Source organism: Nonomuraea soli, from assembly GCF_013761175.1.
In the GTDB taxonomy this organism is placed as follows: Bacteria; Actinomycetota; Actinomycetes; order Streptosporangiales; family Streptosporangiaceae; genus Nonomuraea; species Nonomuraea soli.
Genome location: NZ_JACDUR010000009.1, coordinates 258,957 through 277,449 on the forward strand (window position 1 = coordinate 258,957; position 18,493 = coordinate 277,449).

Annotated in this window: 13 protein-coding genes; 4 read left to right on the forward strand and 9 right to left on the reverse strand. The window is 71.1% G+C overall.

Features of this window, described 5'->3' with window-relative positions; translation table 11 throughout:
* The first annotated feature begins 61 nt into the window (after nucleotides 1-61).
* The 4 genes from HNR30_RS40310 to HNR30_RS40325 are packed head-to-tail and all read left to right on the forward strand — an operon-like array spanning nucleotide 62 to nucleotide 4,858.
* Nucleotides 62-1,261, forward strand: a complete 1,200-nt coding sequence (locus HNR30_RS40310; RefSeq protein ID WP_312894998.1) for a glycoside hydrolase 5 family protein — start codon at nucleotides 62-64, stop codon at nucleotides 1,259-1,261.
* On the forward strand, nucleotides 1,258-3,570 hold the full coding sequence (locus tag HNR30_RS40315) for an endo-beta-N-acetylglucosaminidase (RefSeq protein ID WP_181615446.1): 2,313 nt from the start codon (nucleotides 1,258-1,260) through the stop codon (nucleotides 3,568-3,570). Before HNR30_RS40310 ends, HNR30_RS40315 begins: the two co-directional genes overlap by 4 nt.
* Before the next feature lie 9 nt (nucleotides 3,571-3,579).
* Nucleotides 3,580-4,116: a PadR family transcriptional regulator gene (locus HNR30_RS40320; protein ID WP_181615447.1), complete on the forward strand. Its 537-nt coding sequence runs from the start codon at nucleotides 3,580-3,582 to the stop codon at nucleotides 4,114-4,116.
* Nucleotides 4,117-4,129: 13 nt separating this feature from the next.
* Entirely contained in the window at nucleotides 4,130-4,858 is a 729-nt protein-coding gene (locus tag HNR30_RS40325) for a DUF8817 family protein (protein ID WP_181615448.1), read from the forward strand.
* 6 nt (nucleotides 4,859-4,864) lie between these two features.
* Here the strand turns inward: HNR30_RS40325 and HNR30_RS40330 are convergent, their stop codons facing one another.
* The 9 genes from HNR30_RS40330 to HNR30_RS47065 all read right to left on the reverse strand — a co-directional run bounded on the left by HNR30_RS40330 (nucleotide 4,865) and on the right by HNR30_RS47065 (nucleotide 18,376).
* A complete protein-coding gene (locus tag HNR30_RS40330; RefSeq protein WP_181615449.1) occupies nucleotides 4,865-5,722 on the reverse strand; it encodes a PhzF family protein in 858 nt (285 codons plus the stop codon).
* A 37-nt stretch (nucleotides 5,723-5,759) separates the two neighbouring features.
* On the reverse strand, nucleotides 5,760-6,800 hold the full coding sequence (locus tag HNR30_RS40335; RefSeq protein WP_181615450.1) for a winged helix DNA-binding domain-containing protein: 1,041 nt from the start codon (nucleotides 6,798-6,800) through the stop codon (nucleotides 5,760-5,762).
* A 57-nt stretch (nucleotides 6,801-6,857) separates the two neighbouring features.
* Nucleotides 6,858-8,567, reverse strand: a complete 1,710-nt coding sequence (locus HNR30_RS40340) for an ABC transporter family substrate-binding protein (protein ID WP_312894999.1) — start codon at nucleotides 8,565-8,567, stop codon at nucleotides 6,858-6,860.
* Nucleotides 8,564-10,624 (reverse strand): dipeptide ABC transporter ATP-binding protein, encoded by a 2,061-nt coding sequence (locus tag HNR30_RS40345; protein ID WP_181615451.1) that lies wholly within the window; start codon nucleotides 10,622-10,624, stop codon nucleotides 8,564-8,566. The genes HNR30_RS40340 and HNR30_RS40345 overlap by 4 nt, the downstream gene beginning before the upstream one ends.
* Nucleotides 10,621-11,520, reverse strand: coding sequence for an ABC transporter permease (locus tag HNR30_RS40350; RefSeq protein WP_181615452.1), 900 nt, complete (start codon nucleotides 11,518-11,520; stop codon nucleotides 10,621-10,623). The genes HNR30_RS40345 and HNR30_RS40350 overlap by 4 nt, the downstream gene beginning before the upstream one ends.
* Entirely contained in the window at nucleotides 11,517-12,500 is a 984-nt protein-coding gene (locus tag HNR30_RS40355; RefSeq protein WP_181615453.1) for an ABC transporter permease, read from the reverse strand. Before HNR30_RS40355 ends, HNR30_RS40350 begins: the two co-directional genes overlap by 4 nt.
* A 76-nt stretch (nucleotides 12,501-12,576) precedes the next feature.
* On the reverse strand, nucleotides 12,577-14,898 hold the full coding sequence (locus HNR30_RS40360; protein WP_181615454.1) for an AAA family ATPase: 2,322 nt from the start codon (nucleotides 14,896-14,898) through the stop codon (nucleotides 12,577-12,579).
* Nucleotides 14,899-14,948: 50 nt separating this feature from the next.
* Nucleotides 14,949-15,833, reverse strand: coding sequence for a haloalkane dehalogenase (locus tag HNR30_RS40365; protein WP_181615455.1), 885 nt, complete (start codon nucleotides 15,831-15,833; stop codon nucleotides 14,949-14,951).
* 11 nt (nucleotides 15,834-15,844) lie between these two features.
* A complete protein-coding gene (locus HNR30_RS47065) occupies nucleotides 15,845-18,376 on the reverse strand; it encodes a tetratricopeptide repeat protein (protein ID WP_220134557.1) in 2,532 nt (843 codons plus the stop codon).
* Between the last annotated feature and the right edge of the window lie 117 nt (nucleotides 18,377-18,493).

Sequence of the window (18,493 nt, forward strand, 5' to 3'; positions counted from 1 at the left end):
GGCGTTCCCCCCGGAGGGGCACGAGTCCGCCCTCCGGTCCCGAGCCGGAGGCCTGCCCCCTGTGAATCCCGTTCGTTTCGGCGCCAACTACGTCCCTTCGTCCGGCTGGTTCCACAGCTGGCTCGACTTCTCCGCCGACGCCGCCCGCCGCGACCTCGCCGACCTGGCCGGGCTGGGCCTCGACCACGTGCGGGTCTTCCCGATCTGGCCGTGGATCCAGCCCAACCGCACCCTGATCCGCCGGCGCGGCATCGACGACCTGCTGACCCTCATCGACGTGGCCGCCGAGTTCGACCTGTCCGTCTCGGTGGACCTGCTCCAGGGCCACCTGTCCAGCTTCGACTTCCTGCCCTCCTGGATCCTGACCCACCACGGCCGCAGCCTGTTCGCCGACCCGGGGGTACGGCAGGGCATCGCGGCCTACGCGGCGGCCCTGTCCGCGGCGGTCGCCGAGAAGCCCAACGTCTTCGCCATCACGCTGGGCAACGAGGTCAACAACCTCTGGCCGGCCAACGCCACCACCCCCGAGATCTCCCGGCAGTGGGCGGCCGAGCTCATCGGGACCGTGCGGGAGCACGCCCCGCGCCTGCTGGCCCTGCACTCGCTCTACGACGCCACCTGGTACGACCCCGGCCACCCCTTCCACCCCGCCGACAACACCGACCTGGGCGACCTGACGACCGTGCACTCCTGGGTGTTCAACGGCGTCTCGGCCGTCGACGGCCCGCTCGGGCCCGCGACCGTCACCCATGCCGACTACCTGGTCGAGCTGGCCGCCGCCACCTCCACCGACCCGGCACGCCAGGTCTGGCTGCAGGAGGTGGGCGCGCCCCGGCCCGACATCGGCGCCGACGAGGCCGCGCCCTTCACCAGGGCCCTGCTCGAATCCGTGGGCGCCAATCCCGCGCTCTGGGGCGTGACCTGGTGGTGCTCGCACGACCTGGACCGCTCGCTGGCCGACTTCCCCGACCGGGAGTACGACCTGGGGTTGTTCACCGTCGAGCACGAGGCCAAGCCCGCGGCCAAGGAACTGGCCGCCTACCTCGCCTCCGCCCGCCGTACGGCCGCGCCGGAACCCCGGCCCGCGCTGGTCTGCGACGTCGACCTGCGCACCCAGCCTGAGCGGCGCGGCGAGGTCGCTCCCGGCAGCGACTTCCACAGCGAATGGGTGCGGCTGCGCCAGGCCGGACCTGTGGCGATCGTCGCGGCGGCACGGGCCGCCGACCTCGACCACCTACGAGCCCGAGGAGTCAAATTATGAGAGTGTCAGCCGCGTTATGCCTGATGGCGGCCATGCTGGTGGTCGCCTCCCCCGCCCGCGCCGACACCGGCGCGCAGCCGTACGCCTCCTCCTGGCACCCGGCCACGATCCTGGGCTGGACCGCCTCCGCCGATCCCGACGCGCGCTTCAACCGCTCGCGCGTGCCGCTGCAGCCGCGCCGCAGCGATCCGGCGCTGAAGGCGAACGCCAACGCCCGCGCCGGTGAGGGCCGGATCGCCTCGCTGGTCTCCTTCGCCCCCACCTCGAACAACCCCTCGCAGGGCTCTCTCGACTCCAGCTACTACGCCTTCGGCCACTGGCAGTACATCGACAGCCTGGTCTTCTGGGGCGGCTCGGCGAGCGAGGGGCTGATCCTGGCGCCGAACGCGCCCGTGATCGACGCCGCTCACCGCAACGGCGTCAAGGTCTACGGCACCGTCTTCTTCCCGCCGACCGCGTACGGCGGGCAGTACCAGTGGGTGCGCGACTTCCTGGTCAAGCAGGGCTCGGCCTACCCGGTGGCCGACAAGCTGGCCGAGGTCGCCAAGCACTACGGGTTCGAGGGCTGGTTCATCAACCAGGAGACCGCGGGAGGCAGCGCCGCCGACGCCACCGAGATGCGCAGCCTCATCACCTACCTGCGCGGCAAGGGCGTCGAGGTGATGTGGTACGACGCGATGACCGAGTCGGGGCCGGTGTCGTGGCAGGACCAGCTCAACTCCGCCAACGACGCCTTCTTCGCCGCCTCGAACTCGATGTTCGTCGACTTCGGCTGGACGGCCTCCGGCCTGTCGAGCTCGCGCACCAACGCCCGCGCGCTGGGCCGCAGCGAGTTCGACCTCTACAGCGGCATCGACACCGAGGCCGGCGGCTACAACACCGGGGTGTCGTGGAGCGCGATCTTCCCCGACGGCGCGCCGCACGTCACGTCGCTGGGCCTGTACCGGCCCGAGTGGACGTGGAAGTCCTCCAGCGGCCGCGCCGACTCCTACACGCGCGAGTCGAGGTACTGGGTCGGGGCCAACGGCGACCCGTCGAACACCGCGACCGGTTCGGCCTGGAAGGGCCTGGCGCACTACATCGCCGAGTCGACGCCGATCACCTCCAAGCCGTTCGTGACCTCGTTCAACGCCGGGCACGGCGACTTCCACAACAGCGCGGGCACCCGCACCAGGACGGGCGGCTGGAACAACCTGTCGCTCCAGGACGTGCCGCCCACCTATCGCTGGATCGCCACCGGCGTGACCCCGTCGATCGACTTCGGCGACGCCTACGAGGGCGGCTCGTCGTTGCGGCTGACCGGCTCGGCGGGATCGGTCAGGCTCTACCAGACGCATCTGCCGGTCACCGCGGACACCAAGCTGTCGGCCGTGATCAAGGGCTCCGGGTCGCTCCAGGCCAGGCTCTCCTTCACCGACGGATCCTCGGCCACGATCACCCTGGGCGCGCCGTCGGGCGGCGGCTGGGAGCGCAGGACGATCGACCTGGCCCCGCACGCGGGCAAGACGGTCGCCCAGCTCGGCCTGCAGACGACCGGCACCGTCGACCTGCGGGTCGGCCAGCTCGCCCTCTACGACGGGACGGTCGACGTGCCGGCCGCGCCCACCGCGCTGACCGTGCTCGGCTCCACCGACGTCTCGGCTACGAGCAAGTCGCTGCGCATGGGCTGGAGCGCGGGCGGCGCCGCCCGCCACCACGAGCTCTACCGGCGCAACCCCGACGGCACCCGGACCTTCCTGGGCGCCACCCCGAACGACGCCTTCTTCGTGCCCCGGCTGGACCGCGTCGGCACGGAGACCTCCACGGTGATCGAGGTCGAGGCGGTCTCGGCCGAGTTCGGCCGTTCCAGCGCCGCCACGGCCACGGTGACCTGGGCGGGCGGGCCCTCCGAGAACAATCTCGCGCTCAACCGCCCCGCCACCGCATCCGGCCAGTGCAACACCGGCGAGGGCCCGGCCAAGGCGGTCAACGGCAGCGTGAACGGCGGCAACACCGACAAGTGGTGCACGCTGACCTCGGCCAAGTGGATGGAGGTGGACCTCGGCTCGGCCCGGCCGATCACCCGCTTCGTGGTCAAGCACGCCCAGGCGGGTGGGGAGTCGCCGGCGTGGAACACACGCGACTTCACCATCCAGGTCCGGTCGGCCACGAGCGACGCCTGGAGCACGGCGGTGACGGTCACCGGCAACAGCGCCGCGACCACCACCCATCCGGTGTCCGCCACGGCCCGCTACGTGCGGCTGGCCATCACCTCGCCGGGTTCCGACAGCGCGGCCCGGATCTACGAGCTGGAGGCCTGGGGCCAGTAGGGTTGGCCCGTGTCGGCCATCCGCCTGCTGGTTCTCGGCTCCGTGCGCAACCACCGGCGCGCCCACGGCTACCAGGTCCGCAGCGACCTGGAGAGCTGGGGCGCGCACGAGTGGTCCACCGCCAAACCGGGTTCGATCTATCACGCGCTCAAGCAGCTGGCCAAGCAGGGCATGCTGCACGCCCACGAGGTCGCCCCGAGCGACGCGGGCGGTCCGCCACGCGTGGAGTACGAACTGACCCCGGCCGGCGAGGCCGAGTTCCTGGAGCTGCTGCGCGACGCGCTGTCGCGGCACGACCAGAAGATCGACCTGCTCACGGCCGGGGTCGGCTTCATCGACGCCCTGCCTCGCGCCGAGGTGATCGAGCTGCTGCGCCTGCGGCTGCACGCCCTGGAGGGCTGGCGGGCCGAGGTCGACAAGCACTGGACCGGGCAGCAGGACTGGGGGGCGATCGGCGAGGTGATGCGGTTGTGGGTGCACTTCTCCGACAGCGGGGCCGAATGGACGCGCGGCCTGATCGAGAGACTCCAAGCTAGTCAAGTTTGACTAGTATGGCCGCATGGCCCACGAACGCATGATCCCGATGCTCCCCTGCCGCGACATCGACGAGATCGCCGAGTTCTACCAGGCGCTGGGATTCACCCGCACCTACCGCCAGACCCGGCCCAACCCCTACGTCTCCCTCCGCCGGGAGGACATCGAGCTGCACTTCTTCGGCATGCCGGCCGAGTTCGACCCGGCCGAGTCCTACGGCACCTGCGGGGTCTTCGTGCCGAGCACGTTCGAGCTGCACGCCGCGTTCGCCGCGGGCATGCGCGAGAAGTACGGCAAGCTGCTGATCTCCGGCATCCCCCGGATGACCCGGCCACGCAAGCGCAAGAACGTCAGCTACCAGCCGGGTTTCACCCTGATCGACCCCGGCGGCAACTACGTGCGGTTCTTCCCGCTGAAGGAACTGCCCGAGGGCGAGGCGGCCAAGAGCAAGCTCGCCGTGGCGATGGACAACGCGGTGGTCATGGGCGACTCCCACGGCGATCCGGCGCAGGCGGCCAAGATCCTCGACGGCGCTCTGCGGCGCGCGGAACCGGACACCCCGGCCGCCGACCTGGTGGAGGCGCTGGCCTACCGGGCGGAGCTGGCGGTGACCCAGCAGGACCACGAGAGGGCGCGCGAGCTGCTCGAACAGCTCAGGCAGGTGACGCTCGACGACACCGAGCGGGTCCGGCTGGCCGACGCGCTCACGAACGTCGCCGACCTGGAGTCGATCCTGGGTCAGGCACGATCCTGAGCGGCGCTACAGCTCCACCTCGCCGCTGACGCAGGTGACGACATCGCCGCCGACCCAGATCGTGCCGTCGGTGTCGGCGGTGATCGTCACCCGCCCGTCACGGCCCAAAGCGGTGCCCTGCCGTACGGTGTAGGGCGCGCGGGCCCGGCCCTTGCCCAGCAGCCACTGGGCGACCGAGGCGTTGAGGCTCCCGGTCACCGGGTCCTCGCGCAGCTCCCTGCCCACCGGGAAGAACGCCCGCACCTCGAAGTCGGCCTGCCCGCCCTCGCCGTGGCGGCCCACCACGCCGAGGTCGAGGTGGGGCGCGACGAGGCCGACCTTCTGGTCGACGAAACGCGGCTCCAGGGCGAGCACCTGCTCGGCGTCTCCCAGCTCGACGGCCACCCACCCGGGGCCGTTGTCGGCCCAGGTCATGTCGACGACCTGGCCGGGCTCGACGCCCAGGGCGCGCACGATCTCGGCGGCCAGCTCGGGCTCCACCGGGCCGGAGCGCACCAGCGGCGGGGCGGCGAAGGCGAGCGAGTGCCCGAAACGCCGCACCTGGACCAGCCCGGCGCCGCACTCCTGGACGACCACGTCGGCGTGCTTGGGCATGCCGCCCGCCAGCAGCCAGGCGTGGCAGCTGCCCAGCGTGGGGTGGCCGGCGAACGGCAGCTCACCGGCGGGGGTGAAGATGCGCACCAAATAGTCGGCCTCCGCGTGGCGCGGCGGCAGCAGGAACGTGGTCTCCGACAGGTTCGTCCAGCGGGCGAAGCGCGCCATCTCGTCGTCGCTCAGGCCGGTGCCGTCGAGCACGACGGCCAGGGCGTTGCCGAAGTAGGGCCGGTCGGTGAAGACATCGACTTGCTGGAAGGGGCGCCTCATGCGAGGAGTCTGCCAGAACTGTGTCGCTCTATCCGAATCATCTGATCCGCTTCAGGGCCGCCTCGACTCCCGGCACGTCCTCGAACAGCTCCAGCGAGCCGTCGGGCTCCCACACCCCGGCGACCCTGCCCTGGTAGATCACGACGGGCGAGATCCAGCCGGCGGCCCTGCTGACCTTGGCCTTGACCTCGGCGGGGATGAGCGCCGTGAGGTCGCGGGGCGCGCCGAGGATGTACTGGTCGAAGCCCGGCAGCAGGTGCACGTCGGCCGACGGCCGGGTGGCGGCGAGGTCGTCGAGGGTGGAGGTCAGCGCCAGCAGGCTCTGCCCTTCGACATCGACCTCGGTGAGCTCCGGCCGCAGCGCGGCGAACCAGCCCTTGAGCACGGCCTTGCGTGAGACGCCGCCGAAGAGCCACTTGTCGAAGATCTCGGGCGAGGCCGGGCCGTGGGCGCCGAGGAAGGCGCGGGCCACGCGCACGCCCGCCTCCTCGTAGGAGGGCAGCGCCCAGTCTTTCAGCCAGGTGTGCGGCGAGGTGAAGGTGACCTTGCCGTCGCGCGGCGGCCCGTAGCAGAGCTCGCCCAGCCGGGCCAGCGGCTTGAGCAACGCTCCCCAGCCGGAGGTCAGCGCCTCACGAAGGTGCTGGTCGCCGGTCACCTCGACCACGGCGTCGACGAGTTCGTCGCGGGTGAGCACGCTGTCGCGCAACGCCTGCGGCACCGCCTCGATGATCGCCTCGATCTCCTTGGCGGTCACGCCGTGACCGCGCTGCCAGGCGCCCTTCTCCCACGAGCGCAGGGTCGCCAGGGCCGCGCAGTAGTCGGCCAGTTCGTCGGCGGCCACCAGGTGGAGGGTGCCGCGCATGACCCAGGTCTTGACCAGGGTGCGCCGCTCCCACAGCAGGGGGTCGACATCGGGGTCGGCACCGCGCACGGCGATGGCGAGCCTGGCGGAGGACGCCACCTGGGTCTGCACGCCGCACAACCGGCGGACGACGGCCAGGGCGTCGGGCGCGTCGGCGCCGGCAACGAACTGACGGCGCAACCGCCACGACAGGACTTGGGGCCAGGTGAGCTGCATAGCCCATCAATAGCAGAGCGCCCCGACAGCTCCGCCGGGGCGCCCCACATCAGCCGATCAGCCGGTGAAGCCGATGTCCTGGTACTTCAGGTCGTAGAAGCCGCGTGCCCCGATGTTGGCCAGGGTCTCCTTGACCGCGATGTTCTGCGGGCGCTGGTAGAGGGTGATCACGTTGACCGCCTCCCAGATCAGCTTGTCGGCGTTGTTGGTCGCCGTGCGGGCGGCCGCCACGTCGAGCTCGGCGGTCGCCTTCTTCATGGCCGCGTCGATCTCCGGCGAGCCGATGCGGCCCAGGTTGGCGTTCCACTGCTTGGTGCCGCCGGAGTCGGTCGTGGCGTTGGCGTAGATGCCGTAGCCGGAGGAGACCGGGTACGGCGTGCCGATGTAGGAGAACGCCGTCATGTCGTAGTTGCCGGGAATGATGTACTTCGTGAAGAAGTCGTCGCTGGGCACCGCCTGCAGGGTGACCTTCACCCCGATCTGGCCGAGCATGTTCTGCAGCAGCTCGCCCTCCGACTTGGTCAGCTGCAGGCCCGACGGCATGACGAAGCGCAGGTTGAGTTCCTTGCCGTCCTTCATCCTGGTCTGGCCGTTGAGCTTCCACCCCGCGGTGTCCAGGGCCTGGCCCGCCTTGGCGGCGTCGTAGACGCCCAGCGGCCCGGCGTTGTCCTGGTAGCCCTCCTGGGTGTTCATGAAGAAGTGGTTGTTCAGCAGGGTGATCGGCCAGTCCAGGCCCTGCAGGTCGGACTGGGCGATGGCCTGGCGGTTGATGCCCATCGCGACCGCCTGGCGCACGTTCGGGTCGGAGAGCATGGGCGACTCCCCGTTGATGGTGATGTGGCGGAAGTCGGGGCCGGCCGCCTGCCGTACCAGCGCGCCCTGCGTGCCCTTGGCCCGCGCGTAGTCGGGCGCGGACGGGCCGACGTCGAAGGTGTCGATCTCGCCGTTGGTGAAGGCCCCGACCAGCGAGTCGCTCTCCATCGTCGGGAAGATGATGGTGTCGAGCTTGGCCTTGTCGCCCCACCAGGTGTCGTCACGGGTGATCGTGATCGTCTTGGCGGTCTTGTCGAACGAGCCGAACTTGAACGGTCCGGCGGTGACCGGGATCTTGCTCAGCCACTCGTTGTTGAAGGAGTCCGGCGAGGCGTTGGTCGCCTTCGGGTACAGCGGCGAGAACAACGACTGCCAGTCACCGAAGTTCTGCTTGAAGGTGAGGACGACCTCGAACTGGTCCTTGCCCTGCGCCACGCTCTCGATGTCCTGGTAGCCGGTGGTGCTGGCGACCTTGAAGTCGGCGTTGCTCGCGTTCAGCGCCTTCCACTGGGCCTGGTAGTCCTCCCAGGTGATGGGGTCGCCGTTGGACCACTTGGCCTTCGGGTTCAGGGTGAGCGTGACGACCTGCTTGGGGTCGCTCGCGGTCACCTTCCCGTCGGTCAGGTAGTCGGTGTTGGGCGAGATCGCGGCCTTCTCGTCGGAACGGAAGGGCTGCGGCATCAGGCCGTCGATGACCTTCTTGACCATGGCCAGGTTGCCGTCGACGTGGTTCATGTTCCACTGGGTCGGGAACTCGTTGAGTCCCCAGCGCAGGGTGCCGCCGTCCTTGACCTGGTCGCGGGCGACGGGGTTGATGTCGAAGGCCTTGGTCGCCTCGGCGGATCCGCCGCCGCCCGCGTTCCCCCCGCCGCTGCCTCCACTGCCGCCGCTACCGCCGCCGCAGCCCGCCAGGGCCAGCGACCCGGCCACGGCGAGGACCAGGAGCTTTCTCACAATTCCTCAGCTTTCTCGGCGTAGTGGCATGCCACGCCATGATCGGTGTCGAGCTGCCGGACGCCCGGTTCGTCCTCGACGCACCGCGAGCGCTCGGATTCGGAAAGGGTCTTGAACAGGGGGCAGCGGGTGCGGAAACGGCATCCCGACGGCGGGTTGGCCGGGCTGGGCAGGTCGCCCTCCAGCAGCACCCGCGACCTGGAACGTTCCTTCACGGGGTCGGGCAGCGGGATCGCCGACAGCAGCGCCCTGGTGTACGGGTGCAGCGGCCGGTCGTAGACCTGGTCCACCTGGCCGATCTCGGCGACCCTGCCCAGGTACATGACCGCGACCCGGTCGGCCAGGTGCCGCACCACCGCCAGGTCGTGCGCCACGAACAGGTACGACAGCGACAGCCTGCGCTTGAGCTCGTCGAGCAGGTTGATCACACCCGCCTGGATCGACACGTCGAGGGCCGAGACCGGCTCGTCCAGCAGCACCAGCCTGGGCTCCAGCGTGAGCGCCCGGGCGATGCCGATGCGCTGGCGCTGACCGCCGGAGAAGTCCTGCGGGTAGCGCGCGGCGTAGCTGGTGTCGAGGCCGACCAGGTCGAGCAGCTGGTTGATGCGCGGCCGCACGTCCTTGACCCCGTGCGTGCGCAGCGGCTCGGCCAGGATGTCGTAGACCGTCATGCGCGGATCGAGCGAGGCCAGCGGGTCCTGGAAGACCACCTGCATGTCACGCCGCACGGCGAAGCGGTCCCTGGACGACAGCTTGGCCACCTCGCGGCCCAGCACGTTGACCGAGCCGCCCATGGGCTGCGAGAGCTGAAGGATCTCCATCAGCGCGGTCGTCTTGCCGCAGCCCGACTCGCCCACCAGCCCGAGCGTCTCGCCCTCGCGGATGGTGAAGCTGATGCCGTCGACGGCGAAGACCGTGCCCACCCTCCGCTTGAACACCGCGCCCTTCATCAGCGGGTAGTGCTTCTTGAGGTCGTCGACGGCCAGCACCGGCTGCCGCGTGCGCGGCTCGCCGGGGGCCTGCTCGTCCTCGGCCTGCTTGGCGTGCTTGCCCTGCGAGATCGCGTAGACCTGGGCGGGGGTCAGCTGCTTGGCGGCGATCTCGGAGGCGCGGATGCAGGCGGCCCGGTGGTCGTCGCCGTCGACCGCCTCCAGCGGCGGCTCGACCTCATGGCAGGCGTCGATCACCATCGGGCAGCGCGGCGCGAACGGGCAGCCGGGCGGCAGGTTCGCCGGCGAGGGCGGATTGCCCTCGATCGGCACCAGCGGCTGCTTGTCCCCCATGTCGAGCCTGGGGATGGAGCCCAGCAGGCCCATGGTGTACGGCATGCGCATGCGGTAGTAGATGTCGTCGGTCGACCCCACCTCGACCGGCCGCCCCGCGTACATGACCAGCACCCGGTCGGCCATGCCCGCGACCACGCCCAGGTCGTGGGTGATCATCACGATCGCCGCGCCGGTCTCCTTCTGCGCCTTCTTCAGCACGTCGAGGACCTGCGCCTGGATGGTCACGTCCAGGGCGGTCGTGGGCTCGTCGCAGATGATGACGTCGGGGTCGTTGGCGATCGCCATCGCGATCACCGCGCGCTGGCGCATGCCGCCGGAGAACTCGTGCGGGAACTGCCTGGCCCGCGCGCCCGGATTGGGGATCCCCACCAGGTCGAGCAGCTCGACCGCCCGGACGTCCGCGGACTCCTTGGAGACCTTCTGGTGCAGCCTGACGGCCTCGGCGATCTGGTCGCCGACCCGGTAGACGGGGGTGAGCGCCGACAGCGGGTCCTGGAAGACCATGGAGATGGTCTTGCCGCGGAAGTCGGTGAGGACCTTCTCCTTGGCGCCGAGGATCTCGGTGCCGTGCAGCCTGACGGAGCCCTCGACCGTGGCGTACTGCGGCAGCAGGCCCATGGCCGCCAGGGAGGTGACCGACTTGCCCGAGCCGGACTCCCCCACGATGCCCAGCACCTCGCCCGGCCGTACCTCGTAGGAGACGCCGCGGACCGCGTGCACGTCGCCGAAGCGCACGTTCAGGTCGGTGACCTGCAGAACCGGGTCCGTCATGCACGTCTCCGTGAGGTGGGATCGAAGGCGTCGCGCAGCGAGTCGCCGATGAGGTTGACCGCGAGCACGAGCACCACGAGCACCGCGGCGCCGAACCAGAACGTCCAGGGGGCGTAGGTGGCGGTCTTGGCGCCGTCGGCGATGAGGCTGCCCAGCGAGACGTCGGGCGGCTGGATGCCGAAGCCGAAGTAGGACAGCGTGGTCTCCGACAGGATGGCGGCGCCCACGTTGAGCGTGGCGTCCACGATCAGCAGCGACGACATGTTCGGGATGATGTGCCGGAAGATGATCTTCGAGCTGGACACGCCCATGAACTCGGCCGCGCGGATGAACTCGCGCTCCTTCAGCGAGACGGTCATGCCGCGGATGATCCGCGAGGTGATCATCCACATGAACAGCGCCAGCATGACCACGAACAGCACCCAGGCGCCGTCGGCGAACAGCGGCGACATGATCGCCAGGATCAGGAAGCTCGGCAGCACCAGCAGCAGGCTGACGATCCACATGAGGATCCGGTCGGTCCAGCCCAGGAAGTAGCCGGCGAAGGCGCCGACGACCGCCGCGATGGCCGTGCTGATCACGCCGACGAGCAGGCCGACGATGAGCGACTTCTGCATGCCGCGCAGGGTGATGGCGTAGACGTCGGCGCCGGTCTGGGTGGTGCCCCACCAGTGGGTGCCCGACGGCGGCTGCAGGAAGGCGTTGAAGTCCTTGTCGGTGTAGGACCAGTGGCCCAGCAGCGGGCCGAAGAAGGCCAGCACGAACATCAGGGCCAGCAGCACGAAGCCGATCTGGCCCTGGCGCATGCGGAAGAAGCGCTGAGCCACCACGCGCAGCCGGGAGGGCGCCTTGGGCGACTCGGCCAGTTCGGCCATCTCCTCCTCTGCGATGCTCATGAGACCCTCACTCTCGGGTCCAGGGCCGCGGTCAGCAGATCCGACAGCAGCGAGGCGAACAGCACCGACAGAGCGGTCAGGAAGGCGATGGCGGCGACGGTGTTGACGTCGTTGGTGTTGATGGAGTTGATCAGCTGCTCGCCCAGGCCGTGCCAGCCGAAGATCTTCTCCGTGATCGTCGCGCCGACCAGCAGGGAACCGAAGGTGAAGGCGAAATAGGTGGCCGCGGGGATCAGCGCCGTGCGCAGGGCGTGCTTGGTCAGCGCCGCACGCCTGGTCATGCCCTTGGCGACGGCGGTGCGGATGAAGTCGGCTCCGAGCACGTCGAGCATCATGTTGCGCTGGTAACGGCTGAAGACCGCGATCAGCGGCAGCGCCAGCGACAACGTCGGCAGGATCAGGTGCTGGATCCGGTCGAGCAGGGAGGCGAAGAAGCCGCCCTCGAACCCCGCGGAGTACTCACCGCTGACGTAGACGATCTGGGTGCCGACCACCCCGTTGAACCACACGCCCAGCAGGATCAGCACGTTGGCCAGCACGAACACCGGGATCGACAGGATGAAGAACGACCCCATCGTCGACAGGCGGTCGAACCAGCCGTACTGCTTGACCGCCGCGTAGGCTCCGACGGCGACGCCCAGGAAGCTGCCGAAGAACAGCCCGATGATGATGAGGCGGAAGGTGACGCCGGCCCGGCGCTTGAGGTCCTCGTTGACCGACTCGCCCTGCCAGGTCTTGCCGAAGTCGCCGTGGATCACGCCGCTCGCCCAGGTGACGTAGCGCTCCATCAGCGGCGTCTTGTTGTTCAGGTTGAGCTCGTCGAGCCGGGCGTCGATCACCGCGGGCGGCAGCGGGGGGTTACGGCCCTGGTAGTTGGCGCGCGGATCGAGTGCGCTGGCGGCCAGCATGTACGCCAGACTCGTCGCGACGACAGTCAGCACGAGATAGTTGACCAGCCGACGAATCAGGAACCCCGCCATCACACCTCCGCTCAGTAGTCATAGTGCTACACCATGTAACCACTGGGCTATGACGGAGGTTCAAGGAGGGGTCTGCTTAACGTCCTGATAGTTCGTCGACGGCGGCCCGCACGTCCTGGCTGGTGATAGTGGTCAGCTGCGCCGCGCTCGCGGTGCCGCCGATCGCGGCCAGCCGTACGTCTCGCCTCATCGCGGCGCGCTCGAACAGGGAGCGGGCGAAGCGGCCGTTGCCCAGGCCGTCGATCAGGCCCTCGGCGCAGATCATGCGGAAGACCTCGTCGAGGTCGGCGCGGGCCTCGTCGTCGAAGACGTCGCCCGACTGCTCGGCCAGCCTGACGGCGATGCGCGACAACTCGGCCGGCGCGTAGGACGGGAAGCGCACCCGCTGGTTGAAGCGGCTGGCCAGGCCGGGATTGGTCGACAGGAACGCGTCGGTCTCGCGCTCGTAGCCGGCCAGCACGATCACCAGCCGGTCGCGGTCGTCCTCGGCCCGCTTGAGCAGGGTCTGCACGGCTTCCGCCCCGAACGCGTCACCGCCCGCGTAGCCGGGGTTGACCAGGCTGTAGGCCTCGTCGATGAACAGCACGCCGCCCAGCGCCCGGTCGACGAGCTCGTTGGTCTTGATCGCGGTCGCGCCCAGGTGCTGGCCGACCAGGTCGGCGCGCTGCGCCTCGACCACGTCTGGCCTGGCCAGCAGGCCGAGCGCGGCGAAGATGCGGCCCAGGATGCGGGCGACGGTGGTCTTGCCGGTGCCCGGCGGGCCGACGAACACGAAGTGGCGCATCTGCGTCGGCGCGGGCAGGCCGCGCTCCTGGCGCATGCGGGCCACCTTCAGCTGGGCGGCGATGGCGTGCACCTGGCGCTTGACGGGTTCGAGTCCCGCCATCGAGTCGAGGTCGGCCAGCGCCTCCTCCAGGCTCGGCGTCGCCTGGTAGCCGCGGAAGCGGGCGGTCAGCTCGTTGAAGGCCTTGGTCACGTCGGCGACCGTGGTGGTCACCAGGTCCTCGGTGCTGGGAGTGCCGCCCGCGCCCACCACCCGCACGTCGCGGGCCTGCGCCGCCGCCTCGACCAGGCTGCGGGCGAAGCGCGCGTTGCCGAGCTCGTCGGTCAGCCCGCGGCGCTGCACGTCCTCGAAGAGGCCGAGCAGCGCGGGCCTGGCCTCGGGGGTCAGCCGGTCGCCCCTGCGCCCCTGGAGGAGCTCGGTGATCTCCAGCAGTTCGTGCGGCGCGTAGGAGGGGAACCTCACCCGGGTCGCGAACCGGCTCGACAACCCCGGGTTGGAGCCCAGGAAGCCGGTCATCTCCTGTTCGTACCCGGCCAGGATGATGATGAGCCGCTCGCGGTCGTCCTCGGCACGCTTGAGCAGGGTCTGCACCGCCTCGGAGCCGAACCGGTCGGGCTGGCCGTCGGCGGAGTTGATGAGGGAGTATGCCTCGTCGATGAACAGCACGCCGCCCAGCGCCCGGTCGACGAGCTCGTTGGTCTTGATCGCGGTGGCGCCCAGGAACTCCCCCACCAGGTCGGCGCGCTGCGCCTCGACCACGTAGGGGGTCTCCAGCAGGCCGAAGGCGTAGAAGATCTTGGCGACGGTGCGGGCGACGCTGGTCTTGCCGGTGCCGGGCGGCCCGACGAAGACGAAGTGCCGCATCGGCCGCTCGGCTGTGTATCCGGCCTCGGCCCGCAGCCGGGAGGCCTCGATGGAGGCGGCGATCGAGCGCACCTGCTCCTTGACAGGAGCCAGCCCGATCATCGCGTCGAGCTCGCCGAGGGCTTCCGCCACCGAGATGGGCGACGGCGCGGCGTTGCGGTCGGCGGGGACCTCGGGACGCCCGTCCCTGGCCCGCACGCGCACCTGGTCCTCAGCGGTCATCTCCGCCTTGACCCGCCGGGCCACGACGAAGCGGTAGATCAGGACCGCGATCGCCACGCCGTAGCTGAGCGAGATCGCGGCCATGCCCATGACCGGCATCAGCGCGGCCGCGGCCACCCCGGCGGGCACCAGCGCCATCAGCGTGGTCAGCCACGGGGGCACCCAGCCGATCAGGTGGGCGCCGACGGCCACCAGCACGCCGAGCAGGCTCAGCAGCATCAGCGGCCCCGGCGCCTGGGAGATCAGGACCACCGCGAAACCCCACGGCACCAGCACCAGGACCGTGGCGGCCGCGCGCGGGAAGTTCAGAGTGAGGGCCAGGAAGCCCAGGACGATCGCCGCGGTGACGAACGTGCCCCACAACTCCCAGCCCAGCGCCGCGCCCAGGCCGACCGTGCCCACGAGCACCACGCCGAACAGCACCCTGCGCAGTGCCGGAGGAAGCCTGAAGTAACGCGCTCGCACCTGTTCGAACAGTTCCCGCGCCGTCGCCCGCCCGGCTGCCCGAGTCCTGTCGGAGTCCCGCATCCACGCCTCCCCGGTCCGCCCCCGGTTATACCGTAAGGCGTGCCGGCAACCTAGGAGCGAGCGACGAACGCGGCGACGTGGCGGCCCAGATCGGCGCCGGCGTCCTCCTGGAGGAAATGACCGGCTCCCGCGATGACCGGGTGCTCGACCCCCTGCGCGCCGCGCATCGTGCGCTTCAGGATCGGCGCCATGCCGCCGGTGATGGGATCGCTGTCGGAGAAGGCCACCAGGAAGGGCCGGTCGAGCTCGGTGAGGACCTGCCAGGCCGCGCGGTTGGCGGGCGCGGCGGGGTCGTCGGGCGTGGTGGGCACCAGGCCGGGCATCGCCTTCGGGCCGGCCTTGAAGCTCTCGTCGGGGAACGGCGCGTCGTAGGCGCGCAACACGTCATCGGAGAGCCGGGTCTTGCAGCCCGCCTGGACAAATCTCGCGATATCCAGATTTTTCGCGTTCTGTATGGCACCGCGGAACTGATGCCACGTCTCCGGCATCGGGATGTCTCCGGTCGGCAGGCCGGTGTTGGCCGCCACGATCCTGGCCACCCGCTCCGGATGCTCGGCCGCCACGCGCAGCCCGATCAGCCCGCCCCAGTCCTGCCCCAGCACCGTCATCCCGTCGAGGCCCAGGTGGTCGAGCAGCAGGCTCCTGGTCCACTCCACATGTCCGGCGTAGGTGTGGTCGGCCGGGTCGGCGGGCTTGTCGGAGCGGCCGAACCCGATCAGGTCGGGCACGATCACCCGCAGCCCCTTCAGCTCCGCGATCACGTGCCGGTAGAGGAAGGACCAGCTCGGCTCGCCGTGCAGCAGCACCACCGGCTCCCCTGCGCCCTCGTCGAGGTAGGCCATCCGCAGCCCGTCGCCCACCTCGGCGTAGCGCGGCTCGTAGGCGAAGTCGGGCAGGCCGGAGAATCGCTCGTCCGGAGTGCGGAGGATGCGCATAGAACAAGATTCTAGCGACGCTGGTGCCTCCCGGGGAACTCACTCACCAGCACCTGCTTGGGCGTCACCCGCAGCATGTCGCCCTCGGGAACGGCCACACCCCGCACCTCCACCCAGTAGCGCCTGCGCAGCGTGTCGGCCGCGAACACCGCCACCCTCGGATCCCTCCCGACCGCCTCCCACACCTCCTGGCCGGCGATCAGCCGCAGCTCGCCCAGGGCGCTGATCGAACCGGTGACACCCACCACCCGTGGGCCCTGCGGCTCGCCGTACGCCAGGACCACGCCCCTGGCGTACGCGAACGCCTGCCGTACCTGCGGGCCGAGGGACACCGACGCGCGGGCCTCGCCGTCGAGCCGGTCCTCGCACATCAGCAACGACGGCCGCCACGGGCCGGGCGCGCCACGCCACCACGCCCGCGCCGCGCGGACCACGAAGACCAGCACCACCGCCGCCTTCGCGCCCAGCCCGACACGCCACCCCCACACCCAGGCCGTCAGCCCGCCCGCCGCGCACCCCGCGCCCGCCACCACCAGCAGGCCGTACGCCACCGTCAGCCACCGGTCGCCCTGCGCGCCGTCGCCCTTCCTGACCGTCCTGATCAAGACGTACGGCACAGCGAGCGCCACCACGGCCCCCCGCGGATCCACCGTCACCGCTCCCGCCGTCAGCGCCAGCTGGGCCGACCAGGCCCTTCCCACCAGGATCCAGCGGGTCACCACGGCGTTGCGCCGCGCCATCCGCTCCTGCGGCACCAGGGCGAACTGCTCCAGCGCCCGGCCCGCACGGCCACGCCACGTCTCGGCCAGCAGCCGCAACAACGCCAGCGCGGGCCAGCCCAGCACCACGATTCCCGCCAGCCCCGCCCACAGCGGATCCAGCACCGGGTCCAGGCCCGTCACCGGCAGGACCAGCCAGGCCGCGAACGCCACCACCGACAACACCGCCGAGGCCACCGACGTGCCCAGCCACGGATCCCGCGCCACCATCGCCGGGACGTACGGCCAGACGGCCACCCTCCTGGCCTGCCTGATCGTCACCGGCACCAGCGCCACCAGCACCGCGACCCCGGCCAGCCTGGCCGGCCCGCCACGATCGAACCCCAGCGCCGCCACGGCCACCGCCAGCGTCGTCACCGCCAGGAGCAGCCTGACCTGGCGGCTCCACCCCTCCAGCGCGCGCCGGCTCCGGCCCGTCAGGCGCGGATCGACCGGCCACGCCGGGTCGTGGTGCGCTCTGGAGCGCTCCCATCGCAGGAGCGCCAGGCCCAGGTTGATGCGCGCCTGCACGTGGCCGGCGGTGGGCGGCCGCCCGTCCGGAGCCCCTCGCCGGCTCCGGACACCTCGCCAACCGCCCCACCCGGCACCCCCTGGGGGCCCGGGCGGCCCTTTGGAGCCCCGCCCGGCGCCTCTTGGGGAGTCGGGTGGCCCCTTGGAGCCCCGCCCGGCGCCCCTTGGGGAGTCGGGTGGCCCCTTGGAGGGGGCCGGGGGCACCCCTGAGGCCCCCGGCCCTCCCCTCGGGCCACCTGGCGGCACGCCCACCGGCCCCGCGGGCGCACCACCAGGCTGTCTCGGGGTGCCGGGCGTTTCGGACCGTTCCGACGCGCCGTGAGGCGACCGCCTCCCTGGCCCCCGCACTCGCGGCTCACCACGCGGATGCGGCGGGCGCTGTCCGGGCGGGCGCGGGTCAGGCGGGCGCGGGTCCAGGGGCTCGTAGTCGCCCGGTGCCGGGCGCTGCGCCGGGACACCGGGCCACTGGACGCCCGGTGGATCGTCACTCGGCCAGGCGCGCCGCCCCTGCCCGCCGGCCGCGCCCCCTCGGCCACCCGCCGAACCACCGGACCCCGCCCCTCGGCCTTCGCCACGCGCAGGGCCCCGGCCGCCGGGGGCGCCGCGCCGATCGCGGGTGCCGGTGTCGGGTGGGCCGGTGACTCCGGGCGCGCCCTGAGAGCCGGGCGAGTCTGCTGAGCCAGCCGACCTCGGGGAGCCAGGCGAGCCCGACGACCCCGGCAAGCCCGGGGAGCCCGGGGGGCCGGGCAGGCCGGATCGTCCCAAGGGGCCCGGAAAGCCGCGTGGCCCCGCCCCTCCCCCGTCCCCGGACGCCGCGGCGAGTGCCGCCAGGTAGCCCTCCACCGCCTCCCGGTGTTCCCCACGCACCAGCGCCAGGTCCGCCAGCAGCACCAGTGGGTCCGGTTCCTCCGGGGCGAAGCGGGCGGCCAGGACGGCGTGGGACAGCGCCTCCTCCCAGTGCCCTGGTTCGTGCCGCAGCGCGGAGGCCAGGCGCAGGCGGGCGGGCCAGGAGCCGGGCGCCAGCCGTACGGCTTCGCGGGCGGGGGCGATGGCGTCGGTGCCGCGCCCGAGCCGGGTGAGGGCGAGGCTGACGAGCCGCTGCCCCCATTCGTTGAGCGGGTCCAGGTCGACGGCGGCGGTGGCGGCACGGAGCGCGGCCTCGGGGCGGCCGGTGTTCAGGCTGATGACGGCCAGGTCGCACCAGGCACGCGGGTTGTCGGGCTCGTCGTCCTCCTCGGTCCCGTCAGCGCCCATGAATTCATGATCGCCCCGGGAGGAAACGATGCATAGATCCCGACATATGCCTGTATCTCTCTAGAGAGGTGGATCGCTCGATCCGGCTGTGCCGAGGGGTGGCTATCGCCTAAGCTG

Excerpts from the sequence above, each read along its gene's own strand:
- HNR30_RS40315 (WP_181615446.1), top strand. The coding sequence starts at position 1,258 with ATGAGAGTGTCAGCCGCGTTATGCCTGATGGCGGCCATGCTGGTGGTC.
- HNR30_RS40325 (WP_181615448.1), top strand. The coding sequence starts at position 4,130 with ATGGCCCACGAACGCATGATCCCGATGCTCCCCTGCCGCGACATCGAC.
- HNR30_RS40330 (WP_181615449.1), bottom strand. The coding sequence starts at position 5,722 with ATGAGGCGCCCCTTCCAGCAAGTCGATGTCTTCACCGACCGGCCCTAC.
- HNR30_RS40335 (WP_181615450.1), bottom strand. The coding sequence starts at position 6,800 with ATGCAGCTCACCTGGCCCCAAGTCCTGTCGTGGCGGTTGCGCCGTCAG.
- HNR30_RS40345 (WP_181615451.1), bottom strand. The coding sequence starts at position 10,624 with ATGACGGACCCGGTTCTGCAGGTCACCGACCTGAACGTGCGCTTCGGC.
- HNR30_RS40350 (WP_181615452.1), bottom strand. The coding sequence starts at position 11,520 with ATGAGCATCGCAGAGGAGGAGATGGCCGAACTGGCCGAGTCGCCCAAG.
- HNR30_RS40355 (WP_181615453.1), bottom strand. The coding sequence starts at position 12,500 with ATGGCGGGGTTCCTGATTCGTCGGCTGGTCAACTATCTCGTGCTGACT.
- HNR30_RS40360 (WP_181615454.1), bottom strand. The coding sequence starts at position 14,898 with ATGCGGGACTCCGACAGGACTCGGGCAGCCGGGCGGGCGACGGCGCGG.
- HNR30_RS40365 (WP_181615455.1), bottom strand. The coding sequence starts at position 15,833 with ATGCGCATCCTCCGCACTCCGGACGAGCGATTCTCCGGCCTGCCCGAC.
- HNR30_RS47065 (WP_220134557.1), bottom strand. The coding sequence starts at position 18,376 with ATGGGCGCTGACGGGACCGAGGAGGACGACGAGCCCGACAACCCGCGT.